General features: G+C 30.8%; 22 protein-coding genes, 2 tRNA genes, 1 pseudogene and 1 other annotated feature. Of the genes and pseudogenes, 3 read left to right on the forward strand and 22 right to left on the reverse strand.

Annotated elements, in window-relative coordinates; genetic code table 11:
• A pseudogene (locus OC535_RS13765) lies at positions 1–539 on the forward strand (hypothetical protein); the annotation flags it as partial.
• Between the two features lie 308 nt (positions 540–847).
• Here OC535_RS13765 and greA read toward each other — a convergent pair.
• The 14 genes from greA to OC535_RS13835 all read right to left on the reverse strand — a co-directional run bounded on the left by greA (position 848) and on the right by OC535_RS13835 (position 16,057).
• Positions 848–1,333, reverse strand: a complete 486-nt coding sequence (greA, locus tag OC535_RS13770; RefSeq protein WP_024720673.1) for a transcription elongation factor GreA — start codon at positions 1,331–1,333, stop codon at positions 848–850.
• 122 nt (positions 1,334–1,455) lie between these two features.
• A complete protein-coding gene (locus OC535_RS13775) occupies positions 1,456–2,697 on the reverse strand; it encodes a peptidase U32 family protein (protein WP_024720674.1) in 1,242 nt (413 codons plus the stop codon).
• Positions 2,681–3,616: a peptidase U32 family protein gene (locus OC535_RS13780; RefSeq protein WP_227052598.1), complete on the reverse strand. Its 936-nt coding sequence runs from the start codon at positions 3,614–3,616 to the stop codon at positions 2,681–2,683. The genes OC535_RS13775 and OC535_RS13780 overlap by 17 nt, the downstream gene beginning before the upstream one ends.
• Positions 3,616–4,212: an O-methyltransferase gene (locus OC535_RS13785; RefSeq protein WP_227052597.1), complete on the reverse strand. Its 597-nt coding sequence runs from the start codon at positions 4,210–4,212 to the stop codon at positions 3,616–3,618. Before OC535_RS13785 ends, OC535_RS13780 begins: the two co-directional genes overlap by 1 nt.
• A 2-nt stretch (positions 4,213–4,214) precedes the next feature.
• Entirely contained in the window at positions 4,215–5,309 is a 1,095-nt protein-coding gene (gene mltG, locus OC535_RS13790; protein WP_227052596.1) for an endolytic transglycosylase MltG, read from the reverse strand.
• Between the two features lie 132 nt (positions 5,310–5,441).
• Positions 5,442–6,524: a beta-propeller fold lactonase family protein gene (locus tag OC535_RS13795; protein WP_227052595.1), complete on the reverse strand. Its 1,083-nt coding sequence runs from the start codon at positions 6,522–6,524 to the stop codon at positions 5,442–5,444.
• 57 nt (positions 6,525–6,581) lie between these two features.
• The gene (locus OC535_RS13800; RefSeq protein WP_227052594.1) at positions 6,582–6,944 is read right to left on the reverse strand and encodes a DUF1292 domain-containing protein; all 363 of its coding nucleotides are present in this window, start codon (positions 6,942–6,944) and stop codon (positions 6,582–6,584) included.
• A gap of 12 nt (positions 6,945–6,956) precedes the next feature.
• Positions 6,957–7,376 carry a Holliday junction resolvase RuvX gene (gene ruvX / locus OC535_RS13805; RefSeq protein WP_024720678.1) on the reverse strand — a complete coding sequence of 140 codons (420 nt, stop codon included), beginning with the start codon at positions 7,374–7,376 and terminating at the stop codon, positions 6,957–6,959.
• Position 7,377: 1 nt separating this feature from the next.
• Complete coding sequence (locus tag OC535_RS13810) at positions 7,378–7,629, reverse strand: IreB family regulatory phosphoprotein (RefSeq protein WP_024720679.1); 252 nt, start codon at positions 7,627–7,629, stop codon at positions 7,378–7,380.
• Between the two features lie 61 nt (positions 7,630–7,690).
• Positions 7,691–10,300 (reverse strand): alanine--tRNA ligase, encoded by a 2,610-nt coding sequence (gene alaS / locus OC535_RS13815; RefSeq protein ID WP_498824075.1) that lies wholly within the window; start codon positions 10,298–10,300, stop codon positions 7,691–7,693.
• Positions 10,301–10,338: 38 nt separating this feature from the next.
• Positions 10,339–10,534: a binding site (T-box leader), on the reverse strand.
• 175 nt (positions 10,535–10,709) lie between these two features.
• Positions 10,710–12,908: an SF1B family DNA helicase RecD2 gene (gene recD2 / locus OC535_RS13820; RefSeq protein WP_227052592.1), complete on the reverse strand. Its 2,199-nt coding sequence runs from the start codon at positions 12,906–12,908 to the stop codon at positions 10,710–10,712.
• Entirely contained in the window at positions 12,908–14,041 is a 1,134-nt protein-coding gene (gene mnmA / locus OC535_RS13825) for a tRNA 2-thiouridine(34) synthase MnmA (protein ID WP_498824076.1), read from the reverse strand. Before mnmA ends, recD2 begins: the two co-directional genes overlap by 1 nt.
• A 65-nt stretch (positions 14,042–14,106) precedes the next feature.
• A complete protein-coding gene (locus tag OC535_RS13830) occupies positions 14,107–15,027 on the reverse strand; it encodes an ROK family protein (protein ID WP_227052590.1) in 921 nt (306 codons plus the stop codon).
• A gap of 61 nt (positions 15,028–15,088) precedes the next feature.
• Positions 15,089–16,057 carry an RluA family pseudouridine synthase gene (locus tag OC535_RS13835; RefSeq protein ID WP_498824077.1) on the reverse strand — a complete coding sequence of 323 codons (969 nt, stop codon included), beginning with the start codon at positions 16,055–16,057 and terminating at the stop codon, positions 15,089–15,091.
• A gap of 217 nt (positions 16,058–16,274) precedes the next feature.
• Between OC535_RS13835 and OC535_RS13840 the strand changes: the two genes are divergently transcribed.
• Positions 16,275–16,808: an NUDIX hydrolase gene (locus OC535_RS13840; RefSeq protein WP_498824078.1), complete on the forward strand. Its 534-nt coding sequence runs from the start codon at positions 16,275–16,277 to the stop codon at positions 16,806–16,808.
• A gap of 53 nt (positions 16,809–16,861) precedes the next feature.
• On the opposite strand, the gene OC535_RS13845 is transcribed toward OC535_RS13840, so the two are convergent.
• From OC535_RS13845 to OC535_RS13865, 5 genes are all read right to left on the reverse strand, one after another.
• Positions 16,862–16,938 (reverse strand) — tRNA-Asp (locus tag OC535_RS13845).
• A 7-nt stretch (positions 16,939–16,945) separates the two neighbouring features.
• Positions 16,946–17,036 (reverse strand) — tRNA-Ser (locus tag OC535_RS13850).
• A gap of 125 nt (positions 17,037–17,161) precedes the next feature.
• The gene (locus OC535_RS13855) at positions 17,162–17,593 is read right to left on the reverse strand and encodes a metallophosphoesterase family protein (protein WP_498824079.1); all 432 of its coding nucleotides are present in this window, start codon (positions 17,591–17,593) and stop codon (positions 17,162–17,164) included.
• A 21-nt stretch (positions 17,594–17,614) separates the two neighbouring features.
• A complete protein-coding gene (locus tag OC535_RS13860; RefSeq protein ID WP_498824080.1) occupies positions 17,615–19,357 on the reverse strand; it encodes an ABC transporter ATP-binding protein in 1,743 nt (580 codons plus the stop codon).
• On the reverse strand, positions 19,354–21,102 hold the full coding sequence (locus OC535_RS13865) for an ABC transporter ATP-binding protein (RefSeq protein WP_227052585.1): 1,749 nt from the start codon (positions 21,100–21,102) through the stop codon (positions 19,354–19,356). The genes OC535_RS13860 and OC535_RS13865 overlap by 4 nt, the downstream gene beginning before the upstream one ends.
• Positions 21,103–21,267: 165 nt before the next feature.
• Here OC535_RS13865 and OC535_RS13870 point away from each other — a divergent pair, with 165 nt between their 5' ends.
• Positions 21,268–21,837, forward strand: coding sequence for a TetR/AcrR family transcriptional regulator (locus OC535_RS13870; protein ID WP_227052584.1), 570 nt, complete (start codon positions 21,268–21,270; stop codon positions 21,835–21,837).
• A 63-nt stretch (positions 21,838–21,900) separates the two neighbouring features.
• On the opposite strand, the gene OC535_RS13875 is transcribed toward OC535_RS13870, so the two are convergent.
• The 3 genes from OC535_RS13875 to OC535_RS13885 form a co-directional block, all read right to left on the reverse strand.
• The gene (locus OC535_RS13875) at positions 21,901–23,634 is read right to left on the reverse strand and encodes an ABC transporter ATP-binding protein (protein ID WP_498824081.1); all 1,734 of its coding nucleotides are present in this window, start codon (positions 23,632–23,634) and stop codon (positions 21,901–21,903) included.
• Entirely contained in the window at positions 23,631–25,442 is a 1,812-nt protein-coding gene (locus OC535_RS13880; protein ID WP_498824082.1) for an ABC transporter ATP-binding protein, read from the reverse strand. Before OC535_RS13880 ends, OC535_RS13875 begins: the two co-directional genes overlap by 4 nt.
• Before the next feature lie 120 nt (positions 25,443–25,562).
• Positions 25,563–26,510: a helix-turn-helix domain-containing protein gene (locus OC535_RS13885; protein WP_024720688.1), complete on the reverse strand. Its 948-nt coding sequence runs from the start codon at positions 26,508–26,510 to the stop codon at positions 25,563–25,565.
• Positions 26,511–26,667: the final 157 nt, after the last annotated feature.

Here is a 26,667-nt window from a genome sequence, read left to right on the forward strand (position 1 = left end):
GATTAAATGATCTAGAAAGATTATGTTATTTGTTTATAAAAAATGAATACACTGCTATAATGAAGGAAAGAGAAGAAGATATAGTGGAGATGGTGATAAAGATGTATGACAAGTTTAGAAGCAATGAACCGATATGGTCATTAGCGAACCAGTTAGCCTTAGCGAAGCTTAGAACCGAATCCTTAGAGATGGAGCGCGAAGAAAAGACAGCCAAAAGGATCGAAGAAGGAATCAAAAAAGGTATCGAACAAGGGATTGAGCAGGGTATAGCTCAAGGAATCAAACAAGGAATTGAGCGAGGTATTGAACAAGGTATCGAGCAGGGAATTGAGATTGGACGAGAAGAAGGAGTTGAAATAGGCAAAAAAGAAACTTTAAAAAAAGAAAAACAAAGATGCATCAAGATATTAAAAAAGCAATATCATCAAGACTGTCAGGAATGGGTAGAAGGCTTGAGTGAAAAGCAATTAGAATTAATATATGAATATATATTTGAAGAAGATGATTTTGAAGTATTTAAACAAAGGATAGAAAGCTGATAAGTATTATTGATGGGTTTGTCAAGTAAAGCGTGTAAATATATATTAGTATTTATACCTTTAATAATTTTTCAATTAATGATTTGAAAATATATTCAAACCTAGTTTAAATTACGATTATTTCTTTGAAATTGATTTCCTAAAAATCTGGGGAATGTCAAGAAATTTGTGTAAGTAATTTTATTAAATTGTCAAAGAACTATAGAAAATCTGTTAACATTAATCCAAAAAAGAAGCCAAAAAACATTATAATCGGTGTTTTGGCCTTTTTATATTTTAGTTAATAAAAAAGAATTAGTTTGATTTAACTAATTCTTAAATTCAATATTAACAATTCTTACATCATAAGGTTCAGCTACCCCAACTGTAACAATTTCATTCACCCCATGCCCTAAAACCGCTTTAGCTAGTGGTGATTCATTTGAAATCTTACCATTTAAAGGATCAGTTTCTGTAAACCCTACGATTTGATAACTTTCTGGTTCGGCATCTTTTTCAGATAAATCTAAAATAGTTACAGTAGTTCCAGGTTTAACCACTTTTAAATCCATCTGATCTTCAGATATAATTTCTGCATGCTGCAACATGTAATCAATTTCTTTGATTCTTGATTCTAAGTGAGCTTGTTTTTCTCTTGCTGCATCATAATCAGCATTTTCTGATAAGTCACCTTGAGAACGTGCTAATTGTAATTCTTCAATAACCTTAGGTCTTTCGACATTAATTAAATTATCTCTTTCTTGTTCTAATTTTTCTAACCCACTTTGAGTTAACAATACTTTTTCTTGTTCCATAATCTCACCTCGTAGTCTCTAATATAGCATATATTAGATTAAATATCTAGTCCTAATATTTCCATAATTTTTATCACAAATCATTGATTTTCTACAAAATATTAATTGATATATTTTTCCACCTAAATAACCCTTCTTCCCATATCATCTTTTTCTAATTCAATACTTACAGGAATCCGTAATATTTCCATCGGATGATTAGCAACTTCAACCTCAATATTATCTTCATTAATAATCTTGGTTACTAAAATAAGCACATTATCATGAAAAGGACTAAAAAACTCGATTTTATCACCTATTTTAAAATAATTGCGCTGTTCAATAACCGCTAACTTATTTTCCTTATCATAACTAATCACTCGGGCACAAAATTCTTGAGTTGGATGTTCATCACGCTGATTATATAACTGCTTTGAATTATCAGCTTGGTTATCAAAAAAACCAGTACATAAAGCACGATTAGCAGCTTTAAGTAACTCTTGATAATATTTATCATCTAAAACAAAATTATCAGGATCATTACAATAATCATCTATTAATTTACGATAAGTAGAAACAACTGTTGCAATATAATGTAACGATTTCATTCGCCCTTCAATTTTAAATGAATTAACTCCAATCTCAATTAATTCAGGAATATGATTTATTAATGCCATATCTTTACTAGACATACTAAAAGGAATTTGCCCTTCATTAAGTTTTTGATTATTTTCAAAAATATCATAGTACCAGCGACATGATTGACTACATCCGCCTCGATTAGCATCACGATGTGAAAAATAGTTTGATAACATACAACGTCCTGAATAATGAATGCACATTGCACCATGAATAAAATATTCAATATCAATATCTGTTTTATCTAAAATATTTTTTAAATCATCAAAACAAACTTCACGTCCTAAAACAACACGATCCATCCCCTGTTTTTGATAAAACTTAATTGCTTTAGTATTTAAAGTGGAAAGTTGTGTTGAAACATGAACTTCTAAATTTAATTTCATATCTTTAGCAATTTTCATGATATATGGATCAGCTACAATGATTGCTCTAACGCCAGCATCATCTAAAGCTGCTAAATATTCTTTGATTCCCTCCAAATTATCTTGATGTAAAATAATATTACACGTTACATGAATTGCCGCATTATACTTATTTGCAAAACTAACAGCCTCTTTTATATCTTCCAAAGTAAAATTAGATGCACTTGAACGAAGAGAAAATTCTTTGCCACCAACAAAAACAGCATCAGCTCCATATCTAATTGCAACTTTAAGTTTCTCAAGATTCCCCGCTGGCGCTAATAATTCCGGTTTTTTTATTATAATTCGTTTACCATTTATTATTTTACTTACATTTCTCATTTTCTTCCCGCTTTCTTACATCATCAATTTTATAAACTGTGGCATCAAACATAAAACTATGATGAAAATTAACATCACTTTCTAAACGATAAAGCTGTGGCAATAATTCTTTGCTAACTTTACCATATGTTCCATTACCAATACTTTTTAAAGCATCCTGATATAAATTTACTATTTCTACTAATTTCAAATCATCAATGAACAAAGATTCAATATATAAATAATCAAAATCCATAAAACTACTCAAAATATCTAAACAACATAGCTGTTTTTTACTTAAAATATGACAGCCAAATTTATCTTCATATATATGACAGCCATAATCTACACCACTAGCTTGAATAACAATTCCATCATTCATCGAAACAGATTTATTCAGTTTAATTTCTTTAAAATAATTAGATAATAATTTTCGTTTAGAATAAGCCATATACTCAACACCGTGAATCTGTGTCATTGTTTTCAAGTTACTATTTTTAGCAATAATAACTTTTTCATCAAGAGGAATTTCACGTGCTAAAAAAGCACTATCAATTCCTAACATAGATAAATAATTTAACGTTGCTTGATTAGTATTTAAAGTATCCGGACTATAAATCATTTCAAAATGATAATCATTTTCCTGACAAATCTCTAAAACACCAAAATCTTGAAACAAAATACCATCTATTTTTAACTCATGTAACTTTGCTAAATGGTCCATTAAAGCATCCAGATCATGTTCTTCGATCAAAGCATTTACCAGCACCCACAGCTTAGTTAAACCTAACTGATGTTTTAAACGGCCTAACTCTTCATAATCAAGTGCCAGAGCTTGGCGACAAGAAAAATATTTTGTTCCGACAACAAAATATTTAACCCCTATATCAATAAAATCATTAATAAATTTATCGCTATTTAAATGTACTACTAACTCCATTATACCACCTTTTTTCTTATCACACATATCCCATCACCAATATGATAATACTCAACATCATATTGGTCATTATTAAAGATCCAATCTTTGAAACGTTTGATTTTTTTCACCAATTGTTTAGTATTGCGATTTCTAATATTATCAATATCAAAGATCATGCCATGAAAATCAAGATTATCAACAATACAGATTCCTTTATCAACTACTAAAGGCATATACTTTTCAAAAAATTTTTGATACTGAGCTTTAGCTGCATCAATAAACAAACAATCATATTTTTTCAAAACAAGATCATTCAACTCAAAATCCAAAGCATCACCATGATGAATAATTATCTTTTCATCTAATTCATTATCATTTATATTTTTTAATGCTTCTAAATACCTTTCATCATTCAATTCAATCGTTTCAACTTTAAAATCAGAAATATTACTAACTAACATCATCGCTGAATAACCGATTGCACTACCAATTTCTAAACAGTTACGACAATTATTTTCTTTAAAAACATTGATCATAAATTCTAATCCTTCACGTTGCATAACGGGAATATTTCGTTCAATCGCATCTTTTTCCAACTCTTTAAAATACTTCATTATTAATACCACTTATTTTCCTTTACTACTTGCTGATGTTCATCATATGTCTTTGAAAAAATTACTGTTCCATCTTTTAAAGCAAAGAAGAACAAATCATCAGTTTTTTGATAATTCAGACATGAATCTAAAATTTCATTAGAAACCGTACTTATTGGTCCAATTGGCAGACCTTCATACTTATATGTATTATACTTAGAATCCACTTCTAAATGATTATATGTAACTGCAACAGTTTTAATCTGATTTGCATAATTTACCGTAACATCACTACGTAAACGCATATTTATTTCTAAACGATGCATAAAAACTCCCGCAATCTTAGTTTGAACATCTTTATTCCCTGAAGCCTCACATTGAACTACTGATGCTAATGATAAGAACTGATGAACAGTCACATTATTACCATTTATTTTAAATTCTGCAATTTTATCTTTAATTGCACTTAAATTCTTATCCATCTGATCTAACATCATTTTCGTAACATCCTCAATCGTCGTTTTTTTAGATGTTATCACATAAGTTTCTGGTCCAAAATATCCTTCTAAAGGAAACATGATTTCATTTCCTAAAATACATTGATCTAAAAACCAGTATTTATCAACTAATGTTTGCAAATATTCTTTATCAGCCCATTTTTCCAATACCTTTTGTGTCTTTGCTGCCAAGATTTGTTCATCATTTAAATTAGTTGTATCAACCTCAATATCTAATGCTTTTGCGACTTGACTAGCACATTCAGGAATCGTATTGCCGTCTAAAATAGTAATCTTTGCAGTAGAAATATAATTTTTATCTCCTTCAAGAATCTTTAAAATCGTCTTTAAATCCATATTTTTATTTAAAACATAAACATTTGCAATAAGATCATGTTTATGTAATTTTGCATAAACATCAGCAACCATTTTATTCTTTATTAAACCTGCTTGATCTAACTGATTTATTACTGTGCTTGTTGATCCAGAAATTTCAACAACAACTTCTTCACTTTTTGCAGATACTGCTTTTTGTCCATCAAAATAAAAAAATAACAAACTAAAAACAATAATTAAAACAGCTATAATCGTACCTATAATAATTTTTTGCTTTCTTTTCATAATCTCCTCCGTTTTTTACATTATAAGATATTTTTCTCACTTATTCAACTTATCTGTAAATATAACAAAAATTGACAATTCTACATTTAGTATGTCCATTTTTCTTTCAAAAAAAAGAGATGGAGATCATCTCTAGTAATCTTTATTAAATTTAGTAATACAAACTGGTTCATTTACTAAATAACTAAAATTTGTTTCAAAAATCATTCCGCCACGTTCATTTCTAAATTCGTAGCTTTCTATAACACCACCTTTTTGACAAGTAACTACGATCCAGCGATCTTTAAACAACGCTAAATCACCAGGATTTGCAGCTGTGTCCACAAATTCTTGATAAGTAAGTTCTCCAGTTTCTAAATCACGATTCAGCAGCGTTAAACTATCATGACCTCGATTCGTAACAAAGATTCGCTCCTCGTTTTCACTAAAAATCATTTGACTTGCATAATTTTTTTCATCAAATTCATTTTTAGGATATGTATCGATCATTTGAATTAAATCAAATTTTAGATCATGATATTTATAAACGCCTATCGTGCTTGATAATTCATATAAAATATAGGCATATTTACCACAGTTACTAAACATTATTTTCTTTGGGCCAGAGCCTGGTTCTAAAACAAATGAATGTTCTTCATCAAGAAAAATTTCTTTTTCCCCAACTTTAAAGAGCCATACTTTATCAGTTCCTAGATCAATCACAACTAAACGTCTTTTATCTGGCGTAAAATCAATAAAAACAGGATTTGATTTTGCATAATCAACACTTGATTCTTTCAATTTATAGCTAAAAATTGGTACAACCAGTTTTTTCTTTTCTATTTTAATTACTATGATTTCTCCATTATAATAATTTACAGCAAATAATTTATCTGCCGTTTCATGATCACCATTAGTGCAGGCATGAATATATGTTTTTCCATGATCACTGACTCGAGAAACTAAAGCTAATATATCTGCAGTTGCCGCATAAGAACAAATTCCGCCATCAACATTTGTACCCGTCTTATTTTTGTATGTAATACAAACAAATCGCCCATAATTAAAACTATATATAGGATCAGAAGGTGTATTAAAATATTTTCTAAATAAAATTTCACCATTATCAATATCTATTTGAAAAGTATAAATACCGCGTGTTTGATTATTACCAAATGAATTAACAAAAAAAGATTCTGTTATTCTTTTTTTTCCAAAAATTCCCAATATTGCCATCATTTATCCCCTTTATCCATTAATAATAAAAAAGCTAAATATTTTAGCTTTTTATTATTAATCACATTTATTTTTACAGCATTCATGATCATTATGATTATGTTCACCACAGCACCCATGATCATCTTCATGACAGCAGCCACCTTCACCATGTCCATTACAACATTCATGATCATCTTGATTTTCAGCCATGAAACTTTGAAAAACTTCTTCAACTAATTCCCATTCATCAGGGCTTTCAATTGGGTATAATTTTCCTTCATCATCATAAATCGATGCAAAAACACTTGGTTCTTCAGCTAACGAATCATAGTATAAAACGTATTGCTTACCTAATTCATCATTATTAAAAGTAAATAATACTTCAAACTCTTTTTCATTTCCTTGATCGTCAATTACTTGGATTTTATTTGCTTCCATTAAATTTCCTTTCTAATTAGCATCTAAATAGCCCTGTAATATTGCTACCGCTGCCATTTTATCAATTACTTTTTTTCTCTTTTTTCTAGAAACATCAGCAAAAATCAATTGATCCTGCGCTATTTTTGTAGTTAAACGCTCATCAACTAAAACAACATTTAACCCCGCCACTTTTTTTTCTAACATTTCTTTAAATTTAATTGAAATCTCAGCTCTTATTCCTAAATCACCATTCATATGCTTTGGTAATCCTAACACTACAGTTTTGATGTTATTTTTGTCAATTATATCTTTAATATAATCAGCTGCTTTTTCATATTCATCTTCAGCAAAACGATATGTTTCAACGCCATGAGCTATCATTCCTAATGCATCACTCATGGCAATACCACATGTCCTTGAGCCTAAATCTAATCCTAATACACGTTCCATCCTATTTCTCCAAATACGATTTAACTAATTCTTCGATGATTTCATCACGCTCGATTTGTTGAATGATATTTCTAGCATTTTTATGACTAGAGATATACGCAGGGTCATTAGAGATTAAATAACCTGCAATCTGATGTACTGCATTATATCCTCTTTCGTTTAAAGCATCTATTACCGTTTGAAGATTGCTGCGAATCATCTCACGACGCATATCCTCAGAACTAAATACTTTTGTTTTTGTTAAATCATGCATATTATTCGACCTCCTTTTAAGGTTACACCTATATCATCATTTTACACTAATTATAAGTAAATTAAAAGAAATTTTTAAGTTCTTCTTTAATACAAATAACTTTTTTATTGATTGGACAACCACCTTGAGCAAAATCCGGTTTTCCGCCACCACGTCCTGCTACTACAGCATTTATTTTTTTAACAATATCGCCAGCTTTGAAACCATTAGCAACATAATCTTTAGTCACCCCAACATAATATGAACATTTATCTTCAAACTGTGATACTAAAATTACTATTCCCGAATCAATTTTATCCCTAAAATCAAAAGTTAACTGTTTTGCTTTAGCACTTTCTAAAGTTTCTTCGACAAATAATACTTTGACCCCATTGATTTCTTGAATATCATTAACTTTACTAGCTGCATTTAAAGCATTCAATTTAGCATTTAAAGTCTCTACTTCTTTTTTAACAGCAGCTAATTCTTCATTTAAAGCACTAACTTTATTTACTACTTCTTTACGATTTTTTAATTTCAAAAGATTACTGATAGTATCTATTGTTTCCTTTTCTTGAACTAAAGCTTCATAAGCGCTTTTACCAGTGATTGCTTCAATTCTGCGTACGCCACTACCAACACTTTCTTCAGTTTCAATTTTAAATAAACCAATATTAGCACTGTTAGCTACGTGACAGCCTCCACATAACTCTTTTGAAAAATCACCTACAGAAACAACACGCACAGTATCACCATATTTTTCATCAAACAGAGCCATTGCTCCACTTGATAAAGCTTCTTCTTTAGACATGTTGACGATTTCGACATCTATTCCTTGGAAAATAACATTATTTACTTTTTCTTCAACTGCTTTGATCTGTTCGTTTGAAATCTTTTCAAAATGAGTAAAATCAAATCTCAAACGATTATCATCAACATATGAACCAGCTTGATTGATATGACTACCAACAACCTCTTTTAAAGCTGCCTGTAATAAATGCGTAGCTGTATGATTAGCAATAATTTTATTACGTTTTACTTTATCGATTTCTAATGTTAAAACATCACCAACACTAATTGTCCCTTCTTCAACTTTAACAAAATGTAAATGCTGTTGATTAGGAGCTTTTAACACATTGATTACACTTGCTTTACAATTATCATTATAAATTATTCCTGTATCTGCACATTGACCACCCATTTCAGCATAAAAAGTTGTATCATCAAAAATAATTTCACCATAATCATCTAAAACATCTGTTTTAACACCATCTTTAAATATCCCAATAACTACACCGTTAATATTTGTCTGATCATATTCAAAAGTTGAAGGCAGATCAAAAGCCATTAAATCAGGTTTTTGACTAGCCATTGATTCATTATCCTCACGAGCACCACGAGATCTTTCCCGCTGAATCTTTAATTCTTCTTTAAATCCTTCTTCATCAACCTTTAAACCTGACTCTTCAGCAATTTCCAATGTTAACTCAAATGGAAAACCATATGTATCATATAATTTAAAAGCATCTTTACCACTAATAGTACCATCGCTATTTTTAGCAATTAAACTGCTTAATAATTTTTCACCATTTGATAACGTCTTATGAAAAGCTTCTTCTTCTTTCTTAACTAAATCACTAATATAACTAACTTTTTCTGGTAAATAATCATAGAATTCTTTCATTACATCACTAACAACAGCTACTAAATTATACATAAAAGCTTGTTCAATACCAATTTGTTTACCATATCTTACAGCTCTTCTTAAAATTCTTCTTAATACATAACCTCTTCCAGCATTATCAAATAATGCTCCATCAGCTAAAGCAAAAGTAACTGTACGAATATGATCAGCAATCACGCGATATGCCATCTTATTTTCACGATAACTTACATTTGCTAGTTTTTCAGCTTCATGAATGATCGGTAAAAAGAAATCAGTATCAAAATTAGTTTCTCCATCCTGAATGATACTTGTAATTCTCTCTAAGCCCATTCCTGTATCAATATTTTTTTGTGGCAATTCTTGATAATCTTCTCGCGCAATTCCTTCTTGTGAATTATATTGTGAAAAAACAAGATTCCAAATTTCAATATAACGATCATTTTCTAATTCTTCATAAAATAATTTTAATCCTAAACCTTCAGGATCATATTTTTCACCACGATCATAAAAGATTTCTGAATCTGGTCCACATGGTCCTTCACCAATTTCCCAGAAATTTCCTGGGGTTTTTAACATATGACTAGGATCAACACCTTTAACATCGACCCAATAGTTATATGCTTCATCATCATGATCATGAACAGTAATATATAGTTTATCTTTTTCAAAAGCAAACCATTTTTCATCTGTTAATAGTTCCCAAGCAAAATCAATAGCTTCTTTTTTAAAATAGTCACCAATTGAAAAGTTTCCTAACATTTCAAAGAAAGTATGATGACGTGCTGTTTTACCAACATTTTCAATATCGTTAGTACGAATTGATTTTTGAGCATTGGTAATGCGGGGATTTTCAGGTTTTATAGTTCCATCAAAATATTTTTTTATTGCTGCTACTCCAGCATTGATCCAAAGTAATGTTGGATCGTCATTTGGAATTAATGAATGACTTGGTTCAACTTTATGACCTTTGCTTTCAAAAAAATCCAAAAACATTTTTCTTACTTGATTTCCAGTTAATTGTTTCATTTTCTTCTCCTTATCCAATATAAAAAGCCGCTCCTAATTCTAGGAACGACTTTGATCGCGGTACCATCCTAGTTCATGAATAAATCATGCCCTCATTTAGCTAGTAACGCAGCTTACACGGTAATTATTAATTACTCTCCAAAGTAGCTTTCCTATAAACATGCTTAGTATTTTCACCAGCCATACTATCTCTTAAAACATCTTTACAGTACTCTTCTTTTTCAACGATTTACCAAATTATAAACTATCCATATTTATTTTTCAAGTCTCATCTTACATCTTTGCTTTTAAATTATCCATCATATCTTCAACACATTCACACTCACTAAATAAAATCATCAGTGAAGCAACAGTTAAACCAATCAGTAATTTATTTCTTGCTAACATATTCTCACCTCAGTTTAGTTTGTCATGATTCTAAAAAATCATACACACTTAATTCTTTACTATTTTCAAAACGTTTTTTTAAAGTTGTTTTACGACGACCATCTTGATAATTATTAAGACCATGCATAAATGCTTTAGAATTCCCCAAAATAAAGAGAGATTGTTTAGCACGAGTTATTGCTGTATACAATAGATTACGTCTTAGCATAACATAATAATCAGATAATACTGCCATAATTACGATCTTAAACTCATTTCCCTGCGATTTATGAATCGACATACAGTATGCATGAGTGATCGTATTAAAATTTTGTGAAGTATATTCGACAATATTACCATCAAAATCAACTACTAAAGTATCTTGAAGATACTCAAAGTTATCTTTTCGACAGATTTCGATCAAAGTGCCGATATCACCATTAAAAACATCATCATCGGGACGATTTTTCAATTGTAGGATCTTATCTTTGATTCGATATTCGACACGGCCAACTTTGTAACTTTCACTAAATTCATCTTTAGGATTAAAAACATCCTGTAAAGCATCATTTAATGCATCGATTCCGGCAACACCTTGATACATTGGAACCAGCACCTGAATATCATTAACATCATATCCTTCATTCAAAGCCTTCTTTACGATTGTTTTAACATTTTTAACAACATCATAATTTAAACAGGGAAAGTAATTTATATCTCGATACTGATTAAAAATCGCCATATCTTCTATTTCATCATTAATAATACGATGAGCTAACTGGATGATTCCCGAATCTTTAGCTTGTCTAAAAATTTCATCTAGTTCAATCGTTTTTATCCCGGCTTCAATTAGATCCTGTAAAACATTTCCTGGGGCTACAGACGGTAACTGATGATGATCGCCAATAAATAATATTTTATTGATCTTTCGTCCCGCTTCAAATAACTTACTTAAAAGCAGGCAGTCAACCATCGAAAACTCATCAATGATCAAAACATCGATATCTAGAGGATTATTTTTATTCATTGCAAAAGTATTACTATGTAGATCCCATTTTAATAAACGATGAATCGTACAAGCATTGATTCCTGTTAATTCCATCAAACGTTTAGCGGCTCTTCCTGTAGGTGCTACTAAACCAATACGATCTTCTGGATATAAAGTCGTATAAACTTTTAATAAGGCTTGAACGATCGTTGTCTTACCGGTTCCGGGACCACCAGTTAAAATCATCACTGATGATTTTAAGAAATAATTTAATGCTTCTTTTTGTTTTAACGCATAAGTTATCCCTTGTTTTTTTTCATAATTTTTTAAAAGACGCTCTACTTCATCTTCATCAAATAATTCATCAGGTCGATTAATTCGTGCTTTTAAATATTTTGCGATATTTGTTTCGGCTTCATACATCTCATGATAATAATATCGTTCATCTTCTTTAATGATCAATCCTTCATCAATCAATTGTTCTAAATAATCATAAAAAATCGTTTCTTCAAGATTATAGATGATTTTCTTAAACATCTTTATGATTTCTTCAAGTAAACAATAGGTACTTCCAGTATTGAAACCATACTGTTTAATACTATAGACAATAGCTGCCTTGATTCGATTGGGATCATCTAAAGTTCCACCAGTTTTTAAAGCTAGATCATCTGCAGTCTTAAAACCGATCCCATCAATATCTTCAATCAATTGATAAGGATTATTTTGAAGGATCTCCAGGGTCTTTTCTTGATAAAAAGCCTGAATCAAACCTAAATTTTTTAAACTGATCCCATGGCCCATAAAAAACTGCATCACTTCTTGATCATAATCAGCATTAGTTAAAGTATCGTAAATGATATCGCGACGCTTTTCCGTCATTCCAATCACAAGATCGAGACTATGCTTATCTGCTTTGATCTTCGTTAAACAGTCTTCACCTAAACTATCAACGATCTGTTGAGCAAGTTTTTTACCGATTCCTTTAAACAATGGACTTGACAAGTATTTTACAATTTCATCATTTTCTTTAGCTAAAATAATTCGATACTCGTTTAATTTAAACTGTTTTCCATATTTAGGATGAATCTCATAATCACCAATAAATAGATATTTATCATAATCATTAAAATTATTCATATAGCCATTCATCGTAATTAATTTATCTTCCTGCTCAACTTCAATTAGAGCTACAATATAATTAGAAGATTCACTATAAAAGCGAATCTTCCTAATATAACCAGTATATTCAATCATTATAAATATTTGATCGGTTCACCATCTTTATAGACAGTATCGATCGTTCCTCCTCCCAAACAAACATCACCATCATAAAAGACTGCGGCCTGTCCTGGAGTCACTGCTTTTACCGGCTTATCAAAAGTTAAATAGACCGTCTTTTCATCAACAAACTCTAATTGAATTGGATTATCCATTTGCCGATATCTAAACTTAGCATTACAGTTGATCTTTTCAGTTGGCTTATTTGATGCAATCCAGTTTACATCAGTAATTAAAGCGCCTGAAGAATATAACCAGTCTTTTTGATCCCCCTGACATATATATAAAACATTTTTATCATAATCTTTGCCAACTACAAACCAGGCAGCTCCAGGTCCTCCAATTCCTAAACCTTTACGCTGACCGATCGTATAATACATGATACCTGAATGATCACCAATCACATCACCAGTTTCGATATCCACCATTTTCCCTGGCTGAGCTGGAATATAATTTTGTAAGAACTTTTTAAAATCACGCTCTCCAATAAAACAAATTCCGGTACTATCTTTTTTATCAGCTACTGGTAATTTTAATTCATGCGCAAGTCTGCGTACTTCCTGCTTATCAATTTCACCTAGCGGAAATAAAGAATTTTGCAATTGTTGTTGATTTAACTGACATAAAAAATAGCTTTGATCTTTATTATTATCTAATCCTTTAAGCATGATCGAATCTTTACCATCCTGATGAATCACTCGCGCATAATGTCCTGTTGCGATATAATCAGCATTCAATGTTTTAGCATAATCTAAAAACGCTTTAAATTTAATATGCTTATTACATAAAATATCTGGATTTGGCGTTCTCCCTTTACGATACTCATCTAAAAAATAAGTAAAAACATGATCCCAGTATTCCTTGATGAAATCTACTCGTTTTATTTTAATATCTAAGCATTTAGCAACAGCTTTAGCATCATTATAATCCTCTTCTTGAGGACAAATATCATTGTCATTAGTAGGATTACCTAAAATATCATTGTTCAACTGGCTATCCCAATTACGCATAAAAACGCCAATGACTTCATAACCTTGTTTTTTTAATAAATAAGCAGCTACTGCCGAATCAACACCACCACTTAATCCTAATACTACTCTTTTTGACATTCTCGTCACCTCACCTGCTTATAATAACATTTCTATAAAAAAAAAGAAAGAAAATTAATTCTTTCTTATTTTAGTCTTGACATTGGCAGCATTGCCGCTCCGATTGCCCCACAGTCTTCCAATTTAGTTGTCAATAAAGGAATATGTCCCTGCATTCCAACATGAATCTTTGAATTGAATTGTTCAACTAATTTATCATAGAAATAATCTTTTGATTTCATTACCCCACCACCGATAATAAAACAGTGAGGGTCTACAGTATGAGCAATATTTGCAAATAAAGTAGCTAACTGAGATACACATTCTTCAACGATGCTTTGAGCCTTCAAGTCACCTTCATCAGCTAATCTAAAAACATCGCCAGCATGATTTACTATATCTTCACCTAATAATTCTTTACCTTTTCTTGTAATTGCCGTTCCACTTGCCTCACCTTCAACAGCACCTGGATTCAAAGCACCAAATTTATAGCCATTATTTTTAACGATAATATTACCGATTTCTCCAGCGTGTCCACGGCCACCAGATACTAATTTACCATCAACGATAAAAGCTCCACCAATTCCTGTAGAAACCGTCACATAATAACAAGTTGGATAATTTTTTCCAGCTCCTAATAAGGCTTCGGCTAACCCTGCCACATTAGCATCATTATCAATAAATACTGGTAAATTAAAACGATCAGCCAGTTTATCACAAATTGGATAATTTTCAAATCCCGGTAAATTAGTAGCCATGATCATCGCTCCTTTTACCGTATCAACTGGCCCTGGTACACCAATTCCAATTCCACTGACACCTTTCATCCCACCACAAACAGTAGTATCCAAACTTTCAATTTGCCGAATGATTTTAGCACACACGTAATCTGGACCATTGTCTCTTTCAGTATTATCTTTTACTTCACTGTATGTTGTCCCATTTTCATCAACTAGTAAAGTACGGACATTTGTCCCACCTAAATCAATTCCAATAAAATATCTCATCTTATTCCTCCTGTAAGCATATAAATAATTATACAATAAAGCTGCTAGTATTAAAAGATATCTAGAATAAACTTTTTTCTATTTTTTTAAACAGCTCTGGCACAGGACAAATTATTTCCTTATCCTGTAAATAATCCAATACCCCAAATGTTTTGACAAACCTGATCTTATAAGCATGCAAAAGCTGATTATTCAATCCAAAACTTTTTTTAATTATTTTATTTAATTCAAAATCTCCATATTTACGGTCACCAATAACAGGATGATCGATACTAGCAAGATGAACTCTAATTTGATGCATTCGTCCCGTTACTAAAGTTACTTCTACTAAGCTATAACTATCATTACTTTTCAATGGTTTTACCAGCGTTTCCATCGTTAAAGCTCCGGGATGATCTTTATTCACTAATTTTACCTGCGCCTGATCTTCAAGTTTTATCATGTAGTTTTTTAAACTACGTTTTTGATTTAATTTTCCTTTACAAATCGTCAAATAACTTTTTTCAATACAATGTCTTTGTTTGATCATTTCATTTAAACATTGTAAAGCCGCTAAAGTTTTACCAAAGATAACGATTCCACTCGTATTACGATCTAAACGATGAACTGGTCCTGGCATAAAAGTATTTTCCCGCCCTAGATCCAACTCATTCTTTTTAGCTAAATAGCTTAATACTTGATTAGTCAAAGTATTAACACTTTCATTAATATCTTCATGAACTAATAAACCTGTCGGTTTATAAACAATCAAAACATGTTTATCCTCATAAAGTACTTTAAATGTCTTTTCGACATCATAGATACTTTTAGCAGCTGTAAATTCCTGAAATTTATCTTCATATAAAAACATCTCTACAACATCATTATTTTTTAAAATATATTTTTCATCAACTTTTTTTCCATTCACCTTAATATCTTTTTTACGAAACATTTTATAAATAAAATTAGCTGGTGCATTCACTAAAAGTTTCTTCAAATATTTATCAATTCTTTGATTAGCATCATTTTCATTAATCTTTATCTTTTTCATATTTATCACCATAGATTATTATAACAAATTTCCCAAATAATTCCGCAACTATTTTAATGAAACCCTTTACATTTTTAAATCTGAATGCTATAATATTATTGTCAAGTGAAGATGATTCACTTTACATACCCCCTATTATCACCCTTACGTGAAATAATATAAAAAAGTATGCACCCCCGCATACTTTTTTGTTATAATTTTATTTGAGGTGAAACTAATGGAAAAGAAAATAGCTAGTGAATTGATTTATGATGGCAAAATCATTAAAGTTTATAAAGATAAAGTAATTTGTGAAAATGGTAATGAAGCTACTCGAGAAGTTGTCAGACATCATGGTGGTGTGGGCGTTTTAGCAGTCGTTGAAAATAAAATTCTGCTTGTTAAACAATATCGCTACCCTAATGCCACAGATACTTTAGAAATTCCTGCTGGTAAATTAGAATTAAATGAAAATACAGAAATTTGTGCTTTGCGTGAATTAGAAGAAGAAACTGGTTACAGTGCTAAAAGTATCGATAAAATTGCAAAATTTTTACCAACTCCTGGTTATAGTGATGAATGGTTATATATCTATGAAGCTAAAGATGTTTTTAAAGTTGAAAATCCTCGTGCTTGTGATGAGGATGAAGAAATTGAAGTTATTGCCATGGATATCGATGAAGCATATCAAAAAGTTGTTTGTGGTGAAATCTTTGATTCTAAAACAATGATCGCGATTATGCACGCCTATATCAACAAAAGCAAATCATAAGATTTGCTTTTTAAATACAAAAAAGTTCTGTTGAACAGAACTAATCATCTAATTGGCGGTCTGGACGGGACTCGAACCCGCGACCTCCGCCGTGACAGGGCGGCATTCTAACCAACTGAACTACCAGACCAATTGAATGGCGGAGACAGAGGGATTTGAACCCTCGCGCCAGTTTCCCGACCTACACCCTTAGCAGGGGCGCCTCTTCAGCCTCTTGAGTATGTCTCCGTTTCCTCGACTGCCTACTTATAATATCATGTTTAGACTTATATTGCAATATATTTTTTGATTTTTTATTAAAATCATTATCATCAATTCATGAAATCTCTAAATTATATTGATTTAATCAGATATTATCGTTTTATTTCTCTACGTACAACATAATAATTATTTTTATCAATATATAAAATCATATATGTCAGCGGTAATGAAAACCGTCTTCTGCCACAACTGCCAGGATTAAGATAATAAGTGTTATCGATCTTTTGTTCTAAATAGCGGTGAGAATGTCCAAAAATATAAAAATCGACATTTTGAACATCCTTCTTTTGATGCGTTAAATAAAATTTATGACCTGCTATCTCACAATTAAGCTCTTCAGGCAAATCAAATTTATCATTATTCCCCTTTACCGCTATAATTGGGGCAATTTTTTGTAATTGTTGATAAATTTCTTCTTTAACAAAATCACCAGCATGAAAAATCAAATCACAAGTATTTAATTCTTTAATGACCTCATCTCTTAAAACATCGTGAGTATCAGAAATAATCGCAATCTTTTTCATTTTTTCACCTTCTATCAAAAATTAATCACTAGATATTTTCCAATCTTGAGCTTTTTGTTGGGCTTCAACCATGGCAGCATACCAGCCCTTTTGTTGTAAAAGATCCTGGTGTCTTCCACTTTCAATAATGACGCCATCATCTAAAACAATAATATTATCGGCATTGATGATCGTATTGAGACGATGGGCAATAACTAAAACCGTTTTATTTTTCATTAATTTCTTAAAAGCTGCCTGTATTTCAAATTCATTATCGGCATCAAGATTTGAAGTTGTTTCATCCAATAAAATAATTGGCGCATCTTTTAGTAAAGCTCGGGCAATTGAAATTCTTTGTTTCTGACCTCCAGATAAAGTAGAACCACCCTCTGCGATGATCGTATCATATCCATGCTCCATTTCTTTAATAAATTCATGACAATTAGCAGCTTTTGCAGCAGCAATAACAGCTTCTTTAGTCGCATTCAAATTACCTAAACATATATTATTAAACACTGTATCATTTAATAAATATACATCCTGAAAAACAATTGATATATATTTGGTTAAAGTATCTGGGGCAATTTCTTTTATATTTTCTCCACCAATCGTGATCATTCCCTTTTGCACATCCCAAAAACGAGCTATCAAACTTGCAATTGTTGTTTTTCCAGAACCAGACGGACCAATCAAAGCAGTCATTGTTCCTTGTCTAGCAAGAAATGAAACATCCTGCAGTACTTTTAGACGATCTGAATATTGAAAAAATACATGTGAAAATTTAATATCATAATTCTTGAAACAAACAGTATCCTTTGTATAAGGTAATGGTTTTTCATGTAATATCAACAAAATATTTTCTGATGCTTTTAAAATCGCACGAACTTGTGGATATAACGAGCTTAATACACTCATTATATTAGAAATTGAAACTGATAATAAAATAATAATCAAAAAATCAACTCTGCTTATTATTCCTTTTGAAAATAAATACACGCCTAACATTAAAGTTATCGGAATGATAAAAGAAGTAATAGTAGAAAATCCTAATGCTAACGGTAAGAGGGAAACTTCAGCTTTAATCGATGCCGCTTTTAAATTTTGTAAAGCTTGATTTAATCTTTTAAAATGACTCCCAATCAGATTATATAAGCGAAATGTTTTCATTCCTGTTACATATTCAATGATCTGGGCTGTAACATCTTGATTTGCTCTTTTTAATTTTACAGAATTTTTTGCTGAAATCTTTCCCGATATAATAAGCAAAGGCATTGCTATAATGACTAATATCATTAAAACAAGACCAAATTGCCAATTTATCAAAAAAGCAACTATTATAGAAATAATCGTAAAAGAAATAACTTTAACTAGATCACATAAACAATGTGTGATGATCGTATTAAAATCACTGACATCAGTAATTAAAACTTCTGTTAATTTTCCAATACTATTGTTATCAAAATAGCCCAAATTTAAGCGGCGTAAATGATTTGCTATTTGCAATCTTAGATGATAAGTTATTTTTGAACCCGTACACTGAGCTTTTGTAAAACTGATCGCTTGTATTATACACCGTACAACAAAAACTATAATTAAAACAGTAGTATATAATAAAAGTTTTTGATAAGTAAATGTTTTATTTAATAGATCCAGTAACAAAAACAGCATAATTCCATACATATATGAATTTAATAAAGAATCAATGATCGATAAAACAACTGGTAAAATAAGTTTTTTACTTTCTTTACCTGACAGTTCTTTAATCCAGCAAATCACTTTGATCATTTAAAATCACCTCTTTTGCAATAAATATCCCACATTTTTTTATATCTTTCATCTTGCTGTAACAAAGTGCTATGAGTCCCTTTTTCTTTCAATCGTCCATTTTCAAAGACGCAGATCTGATCAGCTTCTACTATCGTATGTAGACGATGAGCTATCATGATCGTTGTTTTTCCTTTTAATAGCGTTTCCAAAGCCAACTGTATTTTATGTTCATTTTCGAGATCTGTAAAACTGGTTGCTTCATCAAAAATAATAATAGGTGAATTTTTTAAAATAGCTCTAGCAATGCATATGCGCTGTTTTTGTCCTCCCGACATCTTTATTCCCGTTTCTCCTGTTTTGGTTTGGTATCCATGCGGTAAAGTTAAAATAAAATCATGTATTTGTGCAGCTTTAGCAGCCTTTTCCACTTCTTCTTGAGAACAGTTTTTTTTGCCAATTGCAATATTTTGGTAAATCGTATCATTTAACATAAAAGTTTCTTGGAATACAAAAGAAATAAGCTCCATCAGATTATCAGTGGCAATATCTTTTATATCAATTCCATCAATTTTAATAGCTCCCTCGACAACATCAAAGAAACGGGGAATCAACTGAGCTGCTGTTGTTTTTCCCGCCCCTGATGCTCCCACCAAAGCTGTAAAACTACCTTTTTCTATCTCTAGATCAACATTTTTTAAAACCATCTTTTTATTATAAGCAAAACTTACATTTTCAAATTGAATTGCATGTGTTTTGGTAACCTCTATATGCTGGTGCTTTGATCTTATTTCCGGAATATCCATTACTCGCTTGATTTCTGCCAACCCCGAAGAAATTTGACTAAAAATCTGGGCAAAATTCAATAAATTATTATATGAAGATAAAAAAACAATACTCATAATAATGAAAAAAATATATTGTTCTAACCCCAAATTTCCCTTTAAATACATGTATCCTCCTATTGGCAAAACAAAAAAGATCCCCGATTCTATCACGACCTTCATCACAGCACTTAGCGGAGCTAAGATCTTGCTGAATCTTATCCATAAATCATTATAATCATAAATAGCATGAGCATAGTTTTTATACGCATCTGCTGTTAAATTATAAGCTTTCATAACTGACATGCCACTAATATACTGCATGATTCCAGAATTACAATTTCCTAAAATAGTCGAAAAGTCTTTCATGATCGGTTTAGCAATATGCATCTCCAGCATTTGAATAATTAAAGTAATTAAAATAGGCACGACTAATATTAAGGCCATAAGATAATTTACATAAAACAAATAAATAAAAACAATAATAGGAACCACAACAGCTACTGTTATATCAGGAATTTGATGTGCAAAAAAATTTTCTAATCGTTCAACATCCTCCACTAATATTTTTTTGATCTCACCAGTATTATGATCAGTAAAAAAGCCTAATTCCACCTTTCCAAGATGTTTACACATTTTTTTCCTTACAACATAAAGCAGATTATAAGCACCAATATGTGTGATTGCCATCGAAAATGCCAAAAATACAAATTTTAAAACAATTGCTAAAGCAGCTATAGATCCATATAGCAAAACACTTTTTATTTCACCATTATCATCAGATAAAAATAAGATCGTTTTAAAAATCATGATATACGGTACAAAAGTCATCAGTCCTGATATGATGCTTAAAATGATTGCGATATACAGTGAAATTTTCTGATTATTATCAGTTAATTGAAAAAGATATTTTGATTTAACACGGTCTTGTTCTTTTTCCATCTTTACCTCCAATAAGTTAGAACTATCTAACATCATTTTTTTAAATAAATGTCACACTAGTGACATCTTTAAATCAATGATATAATATCAACATAAAAAATTCAATAAAACCCAAACAAGTGCTACATATATCAAATTTTGGGGCATGAAAGGAGTAATAAAACAATGACAATAATAAATATCCAAAATCTAAGCCGTTGCCAACAATGCTTTATAAAAGCTTTGTTGGAACTATTAGAGAAAAAAAGTTTTGATACGATAACGATCAAAGAACTTGCAAAAAAAGCTGATTACGACCGAAAAACATTCTATCGACACTTTACAAAAAAAGAAGATATTTTGAAATTATACTGTGGTCATATTTTACAAGAAATGTCAACTTCAATAAAAAACAGAGGTTCTTTGACTTTTAAAACATATATTCTTTCATATTTTGAATTTTGGGATAAACACATCGACTTCTTATATCTTTTAGAAAAAAATCATCTGCTGCACTTTTTAGGAGACCTCCAAGATGATCTTATATATCAACACGTTGGAAAAAACATTCAACCTGAAATTCCTGAAACTCTAGAAGCTGCTTTAGATTATTCAAAATATGCTTACTATTTTACCCAAGGTGGTCTTTGGAATATCCTTGTTCACTGGATCAAAGAGAATTCACGCAATGTACCAGAACAATTAACTGCTCATATTCTTGATTATCTCAAAGAGGCTCAAAACTATATTGAATAAAAATTTGATGAGGCCTTAAATTTTGCTTTTAATAAAAAGGTGTTCACTAAAAACACCCTTTTATTAGATAGCCCAATTGGCACTATCTTTTTGCAGATAAAATAATTTATGATATAGACCCTGTTGCATTAATAATTGTTTATGGGTTCCCTGTTCAACGATTTTTCCATTATTTAAAACAAATATCTGATCTGCTTCAGTAATCGTTTTTAATCTATGAGCAATCATTATTACCGTTTTTCCACGGACTAATTTAGAAATTGCTTTTTGGATCAAAACTTCATTTTCAGGATCCAGACTTGCAGTAGCTTCATCCAATAAAATAATCGGAGCATCTTTTAAAATAGCTCTAGCAATAGAAAGCCGCTGTCGCTGTCCTCCCGATAATGTTGCCCCATTTTCTCCTAAAACAGTATCATATCCCCCTGGTAACTGTTCAATATATTCATGAATCATTGCTGCTTTTGCTGCAGCAATCACTTCTTCTTTTGAGGCCTTCATATTGCCAATATGAATATTATTATATATCGTATCATTAAACAAAATTACGTCTTGAAAGACAAATGACATATACTGCATCAAACTATCAGGCTGAATTTCTTTAATATTTTTATTACCGATCGTAATCATCCCTTTATCAACATCAAAAAATCGTGAAATCAATTTAACTAAAGTACTTTTTCCGCTACCAGAAGGACCAACAAAAGCAATAACTGAGCCTTGAGGAATCTGCATACTAACATCATCAATAACGAGATTCTTTTGATAAGCAAAAGAAATATGATCGATATTAATATTAAAATTATCGACTGTCGCCTTTTTTCCGGCCATTGGTACAGCTGTTAAGACAGTACGCATACGTTTTGTAACTGTTTCTAAATGCAATAACGTTGAAAGCTGTCCCATCAATGCAATGATTGGTCCATAAATTCTAGTAGAAATCATTAAAAACATCAATAAATTTATAAACTCTATTTTACCTTCACTTAAAAGCGAAACCCCTATAAAAATCGATATTCCTAGTCCAGCCTGTAAAATAATATTAGCACTTGAAATAAACATCCCCACTATCAATTCAACTTTGATTGCTATTTTTTTCATTGCAAGTAAGGCTTGATTTAAAGCTTGAAATTGCTGTCCCGCTAAATTATTCGCTTTAATAACTTTGATTCCTTCAAGATATTCTTGAACCTGATTAGAAGCTTCTAAATTTGTTGCTACCTGTTTTTCAAATAAACTTCTTTGTTTTTTTCGACTTAATAAAATAACCAAAAAAGAAACTGGTAGTGTACTAAAAACTGCTAAAGCCATTCGCCAATCGAAAAATGACATCCCAATACAAGTGATCGTCATCGACACTACATTAGCAATGAGCGGGGGCAGCGTACTGCTAAGCATTGATTCCATACTTCGACAATCAGCCATCATATTAGTTGTTAATTCTGAAAGATTTTTAGTATTAAAAAAACTCATTGGCAGTTTTTCAAGCTGTTTAGCCAGCCGAACTCTTATATTTTTAGCTTCTAGATAAGAAACAAGATATGTCTTTTTATAATCATTTTTTGCCGCCAGAAAAACGATTACAGCAAAAACAATTCCCATTACAAACATTAGCCATAATTTAGTTTGGTTTAAAGGTTTTCCATTAAGAGGATTTAATATTTCAACAAAAATACCTACTGCGATCATAACGGGTAATAACATCGTGATATTAGTTATTGTACAAGCAATAATAGCTTTCTTTAAATCTTGATAACCTTTTTCGCTTAATAATAAATATTTCTTTAACCTTTTCACATTAATTCCGCCTTTCTATATACTTTCCATTGCTTCGCTTCAGTATAATCATGCCACATCGCAGCATAACGGCCATTGTTTTTAAGCAATTCATCATGCCTTCCTTTTTCAATTAAACGTCCCTGTTCTAAGACAATGATTTGATCGGCATATTGAACTGTTGAAAGGCGATGAGCAATCATTATAACTGTTTTATTCTTCATTAGCTGTCTAAGCGCTTTTTGAATCAAATATTCGTTTTCAATATCACAAAATGAACTCGCTTCATCCAATACTAATATAGGAGCATTTTTGATCATTGCTCGAGCAATCGTGATTCGTTGTTTTTCTCCTCCAGAAAGATATGTTCCTGCCACTCCGATCAAAGTATCGTAGCCCTGTGGCAATTTCATAATAAAATCATGACATTGTGCTAATTTTGCAACTCTAATAATTTCTTCATCAGTAGCATCTGGTTTACCGATTCTAATATTTTCTTTTATCGATATTTTAAATAAAAATGTATCTTGAAAAACAAAACTGATCGTCTCCATCAACGCTGCTGTTTTAAGATCTCTAATATCAACATCACCAATTTTAATATTTCCTGCATCCACATCATAAAAACGACAAATCAAATTAGCAATCGTACTCTTTCCACCACCACTAGGGCCAACAATTGCCGTAATTTTTCCTTGAGGAATCTTAAAACTGACATTATCCAATGCTTTGATATCCTCTTTTTTATCATATGCAAAACTTACATGATCCAATATTATCGCGGTATCTTTGATTGACGATGAATGAAGCGCTTCTTTATTTTCAGGAATATTCAAAATTTCATCCATTCTAGCTACGTCACCATTAATTTTCATAAATGATTCTGAAATATACATGATCTTATTTAGAACTCCTGCAATCGAAGGAACGAAAATTAAATAAAAAATAAATGTTGTTACAAAGGCAGGATAATTTGTCGTATGTTTCGCTAAATAGATACCTAAAGGAATTAAAAATAAATAAATATTATTAATGATCGTCGTAAATGCTGGCATCCAGTTTTTCCAGCCCATTGAAAAAGCAATTGCAAACTGCGTATATCTTTCAAATGCTGCATCTAACTTTTTAAAAAATCCGCCACCTTGATTAAATGCTTTAATAACACTCATTCCCCGAATGTATTCTACTGATGCACTACTCATGTCTTCTAAAGCCGTTTGATAATTCTGCATGTTTTTTTTCGCTTCTTTCCCGCCATAACCAAGAAATTGTGTTAAAACTGCCAAAACGATCCCAAGCATTGAAACTAGTCCATAACGCCAATCGATTGCCAATAAAATGATCATCATAACAACCACAGCTGTAAATGAAGCAACTAGATCAGGTAATTGATGAGCAATAAATCCTTCTATACTTTCAATATTTTCATCCATAATTTTTCGCATTCGACCACTGCCAATTAAATAATGATAACCTAAAGGAATTTTTGTCAGATGTTTTGCAAAGATTATTTTTAATTCATAGAGTGTTCCAAATGCAGCTAAATGAGAACATAGTAACGCTAAAAAATAAATTAGGATATTTGCAAAGATACCAGCTATAGCAAACCAGGCATAAGACATGATCACCTTGACATCCAATAAAGAAAAATCCGGATAAATTTGAATAATTTCTCTAATGATCAAATAAATTGCTAAATAGGAAACAAAAGAAGCTATTGCTGCTAAAGAAGATAAAATCATTGATCCGATTACTAATCCTTTTTTATCTGCAGCTAGTTCTAAACATCTTGATAAGCCCTTTTTGGGTTTCAATTTTTTTTCATTCATACATTTTCTCCTTTCAAAAAAACACAAGTTAGCTAAAACTAACTTGTGTTAATTATAAAAATTTATTCTCTTTTCTTCTACCCTGATACGTCTACTATCCTTATAAAATAGCCCAAAAAGTCATTTTCTTTTTCGATATTCCTTGGGTAAGATTCCATAAACTGCAGTAAAGGCTGCTGAAAATTTACTCGGGTTTGCATAACCTAATGAAAGCGCAATATCGCTAATATTTTTATCTGTCTCTTTCAACTGCTTTGCAGCAATATTCATTTTATATTTTTTTAAATAATTATACGGTGTTTCACCATAAATTTGTTTAAAAATCATTTTAAAAACTGTCATACTTATAGAATTTTCATTAATTAACTGCACTAATGAAATTCTATTTTCCAGATCCTCGATCATTCGATCATGAATCTTTTTGACTATTTGTATTTTGCCTTTATCAAAATACTGAAAACTACAACCATGATTTTGACAAAGCTGTTCAAGATAATAACAAATTTCTAATGCCTTGATTTTATAATAATTTAAATTATGAATATCGATTCCTTGATAAATATCGATAAATAATTGTCGCATACTATTGCTAGCTTTAGATAAATACCAGTTTTTATCTAAATCAAGATGTTTGCCTAAATGTTTAATATCTAACGATAATTCAAAAACAGCATCAACAAATGACTGATCTAAATGATCTTGCTCAATTACTAAGGAAACTGTTTTACAGCTGTTTAAAGGAAAAGATGTTGAAATCGGAAGATATTTAGAGCTGCAGATACTAAAATACCCTTCAGGAATATAAACGATCTGATGATTAGCAAATTCACACTCATAACGTCCTTCTAATGTATAAGTAAGACATAAAACATCATGATCATAAGTTTGCGTAAAAATAAGATCATCGGTATCAACATCGACTATCACGATTTGCATCCCTTTACAAATCAAAAAATAATAAACGTCTCCTTTACCCATACATCCATAATCAATTTTAAGATAATCTTTTTCAATTTTTGTTATAAAGGCTTGTTTACTAAACCATTCTTTATGATATATATCTTTCATATCAGTACCTCGATTAGCTTTAACTAACTTTAGTTTATCATTTTACCCTCACACCGACAAGCCTCTTTATCCTATCATTCATCATGATTTATATATTAATATTACGATAACAATAAATCTTATATCTATTTTACAAAAATTTTCTACTAAATAAGCA

The organism is Clostridium sp. Marseille-Q5894 (genome assembly GCF_946902305.1).
In the GTDB taxonomy this organism is placed as follows: Bacteria; Bacillota_I; Bacilli_A; order Erysipelotrichales; family Coprobacillaceae; genus Thomasclavelia.

Excerpts from the sequence above, each read along its gene's own strand:
- OC535_RS13860 (WP_498824080.1), bottom strand. The coding sequence starts at position 19,357 with ATGATCAAAGTGATTTGCTGGATTAAAGAACTGTCAGGTAAAGAAAGT.
- greA (WP_024720673.1), bottom strand. The coding sequence starts at position 1,333 with ATGGAACAAGAAAAAGTATTGTTAACTCAAAGTGGGTTAGAAAAATTA.
- mnmA (WP_498824076.1), bottom strand. The coding sequence starts at position 14,041 with ATGTCAAAAAGAGTAGTATTAGGATTAAGTGGTGGTGTTGATTCGGCA.
- OC535_RS13780 (WP_227052598.1), bottom strand. The coding sequence starts at position 3,616 with ATGGAGTTAGTAGTACATTTAAATAGCGATAAATTTATTAATGATTTT.
- OC535_RS13830 (WP_227052590.1), bottom strand. The coding sequence starts at position 15,027 with ATGAGATATTTTATTGGAATTGATTTAGGTGGGACAAATGTCCGTACT.
- OC535_RS13865 (WP_227052585.1), bottom strand. The coding sequence starts at position 21,102 with ATGGAAAAAGAACAAGACCGTGTTAAATCAAAATATCTTTTTCAATTA.
- OC535_RS13855 (WP_498824079.1), bottom strand. The coding sequence starts at position 17,593 with ATGAAAAAGATTGCGATTATTTCTGATACTCACGATGTTTTAAGAGAT.
- OC535_RS13840 (WP_498824078.1), top strand. The coding sequence starts at position 16,275 with ATGGAAAAGAAAATAGCTAGTGAATTGATTTATGATGGCAAAATCATT.
- OC535_RS13810 (WP_024720679.1), bottom strand. The coding sequence starts at position 7,629 with ATGCATGATTTAACAAAAACAAAAGTATTTAGTTCTGAGGATATGCGT.
- OC535_RS13885 (WP_024720688.1), bottom strand. The coding sequence starts at position 26,510 with ATGAAAGATATATATCATAAAGAATGGTTTAGTAAACAAGCCTTTATA.
- ruvX (WP_024720678.1), bottom strand. The coding sequence starts at position 7,376 with ATGGAACGTGTATTAGGATTAGATTTAGGCTCAAGGACATGTGGTATT.
- alaS (WP_498824075.1), bottom strand. The coding sequence starts at position 10,300 with ATGAAACAATTAACTGGAAATCAAGTAAGAAAAATGTTTTTGGATTTT.
- OC535_RS13870 (WP_227052584.1), top strand. The coding sequence starts at position 21,268 with ATGACAATAATAAATATCCAAAATCTAAGCCGTTGCCAACAATGCTTT.
- OC535_RS13880 (WP_498824082.1), bottom strand. The coding sequence starts at position 25,442 with ATGAATGAAAAAAAATTGAAACCCAAAAAGGGCTTATCAAGATGTTTA.
- mltG (WP_227052596.1), bottom strand. The coding sequence starts at position 5,309 with ATGAAAAGAAAGCAAAAAATTATTATAGGTACGATTATAGCTGTTTTA.
- OC535_RS13775 (WP_024720674.1), bottom strand. The coding sequence starts at position 2,697 with ATGAGAAATGTAAGTAAAATAATAAATGGTAAACGAATTATAATAAAA.
- OC535_RS13800 (WP_227052594.1), bottom strand. The coding sequence starts at position 6,944 with ATGGAAGCAAATAAAATCCAAGTAATTGACGATCAAGGAAATGAAAAA.
- OC535_RS13785 (WP_227052597.1), bottom strand. The coding sequence starts at position 4,212 with ATGAAGTATTTTAAAGAGTTGGAAAAAGATGCGATTGAACGAAATATT.
- OC535_RS13835 (WP_498824077.1), bottom strand. The coding sequence starts at position 16,057 with ATGAAAAAGATAAAGATTAATGAAAATGATGCTAATCAAAGAATTGAT.
- recD2 (WP_227052592.1), bottom strand. The coding sequence starts at position 12,908 with ATGATTGAATATACTGGTTATATTAGGAAGATTCGCTTTTATAGTGAA.
- OC535_RS13795 (WP_227052595.1), bottom strand. The coding sequence starts at position 6,524 with ATGGCAATATTGGGAATTTTTGGAAAAAAAAGAATAACAGAATCTTTT.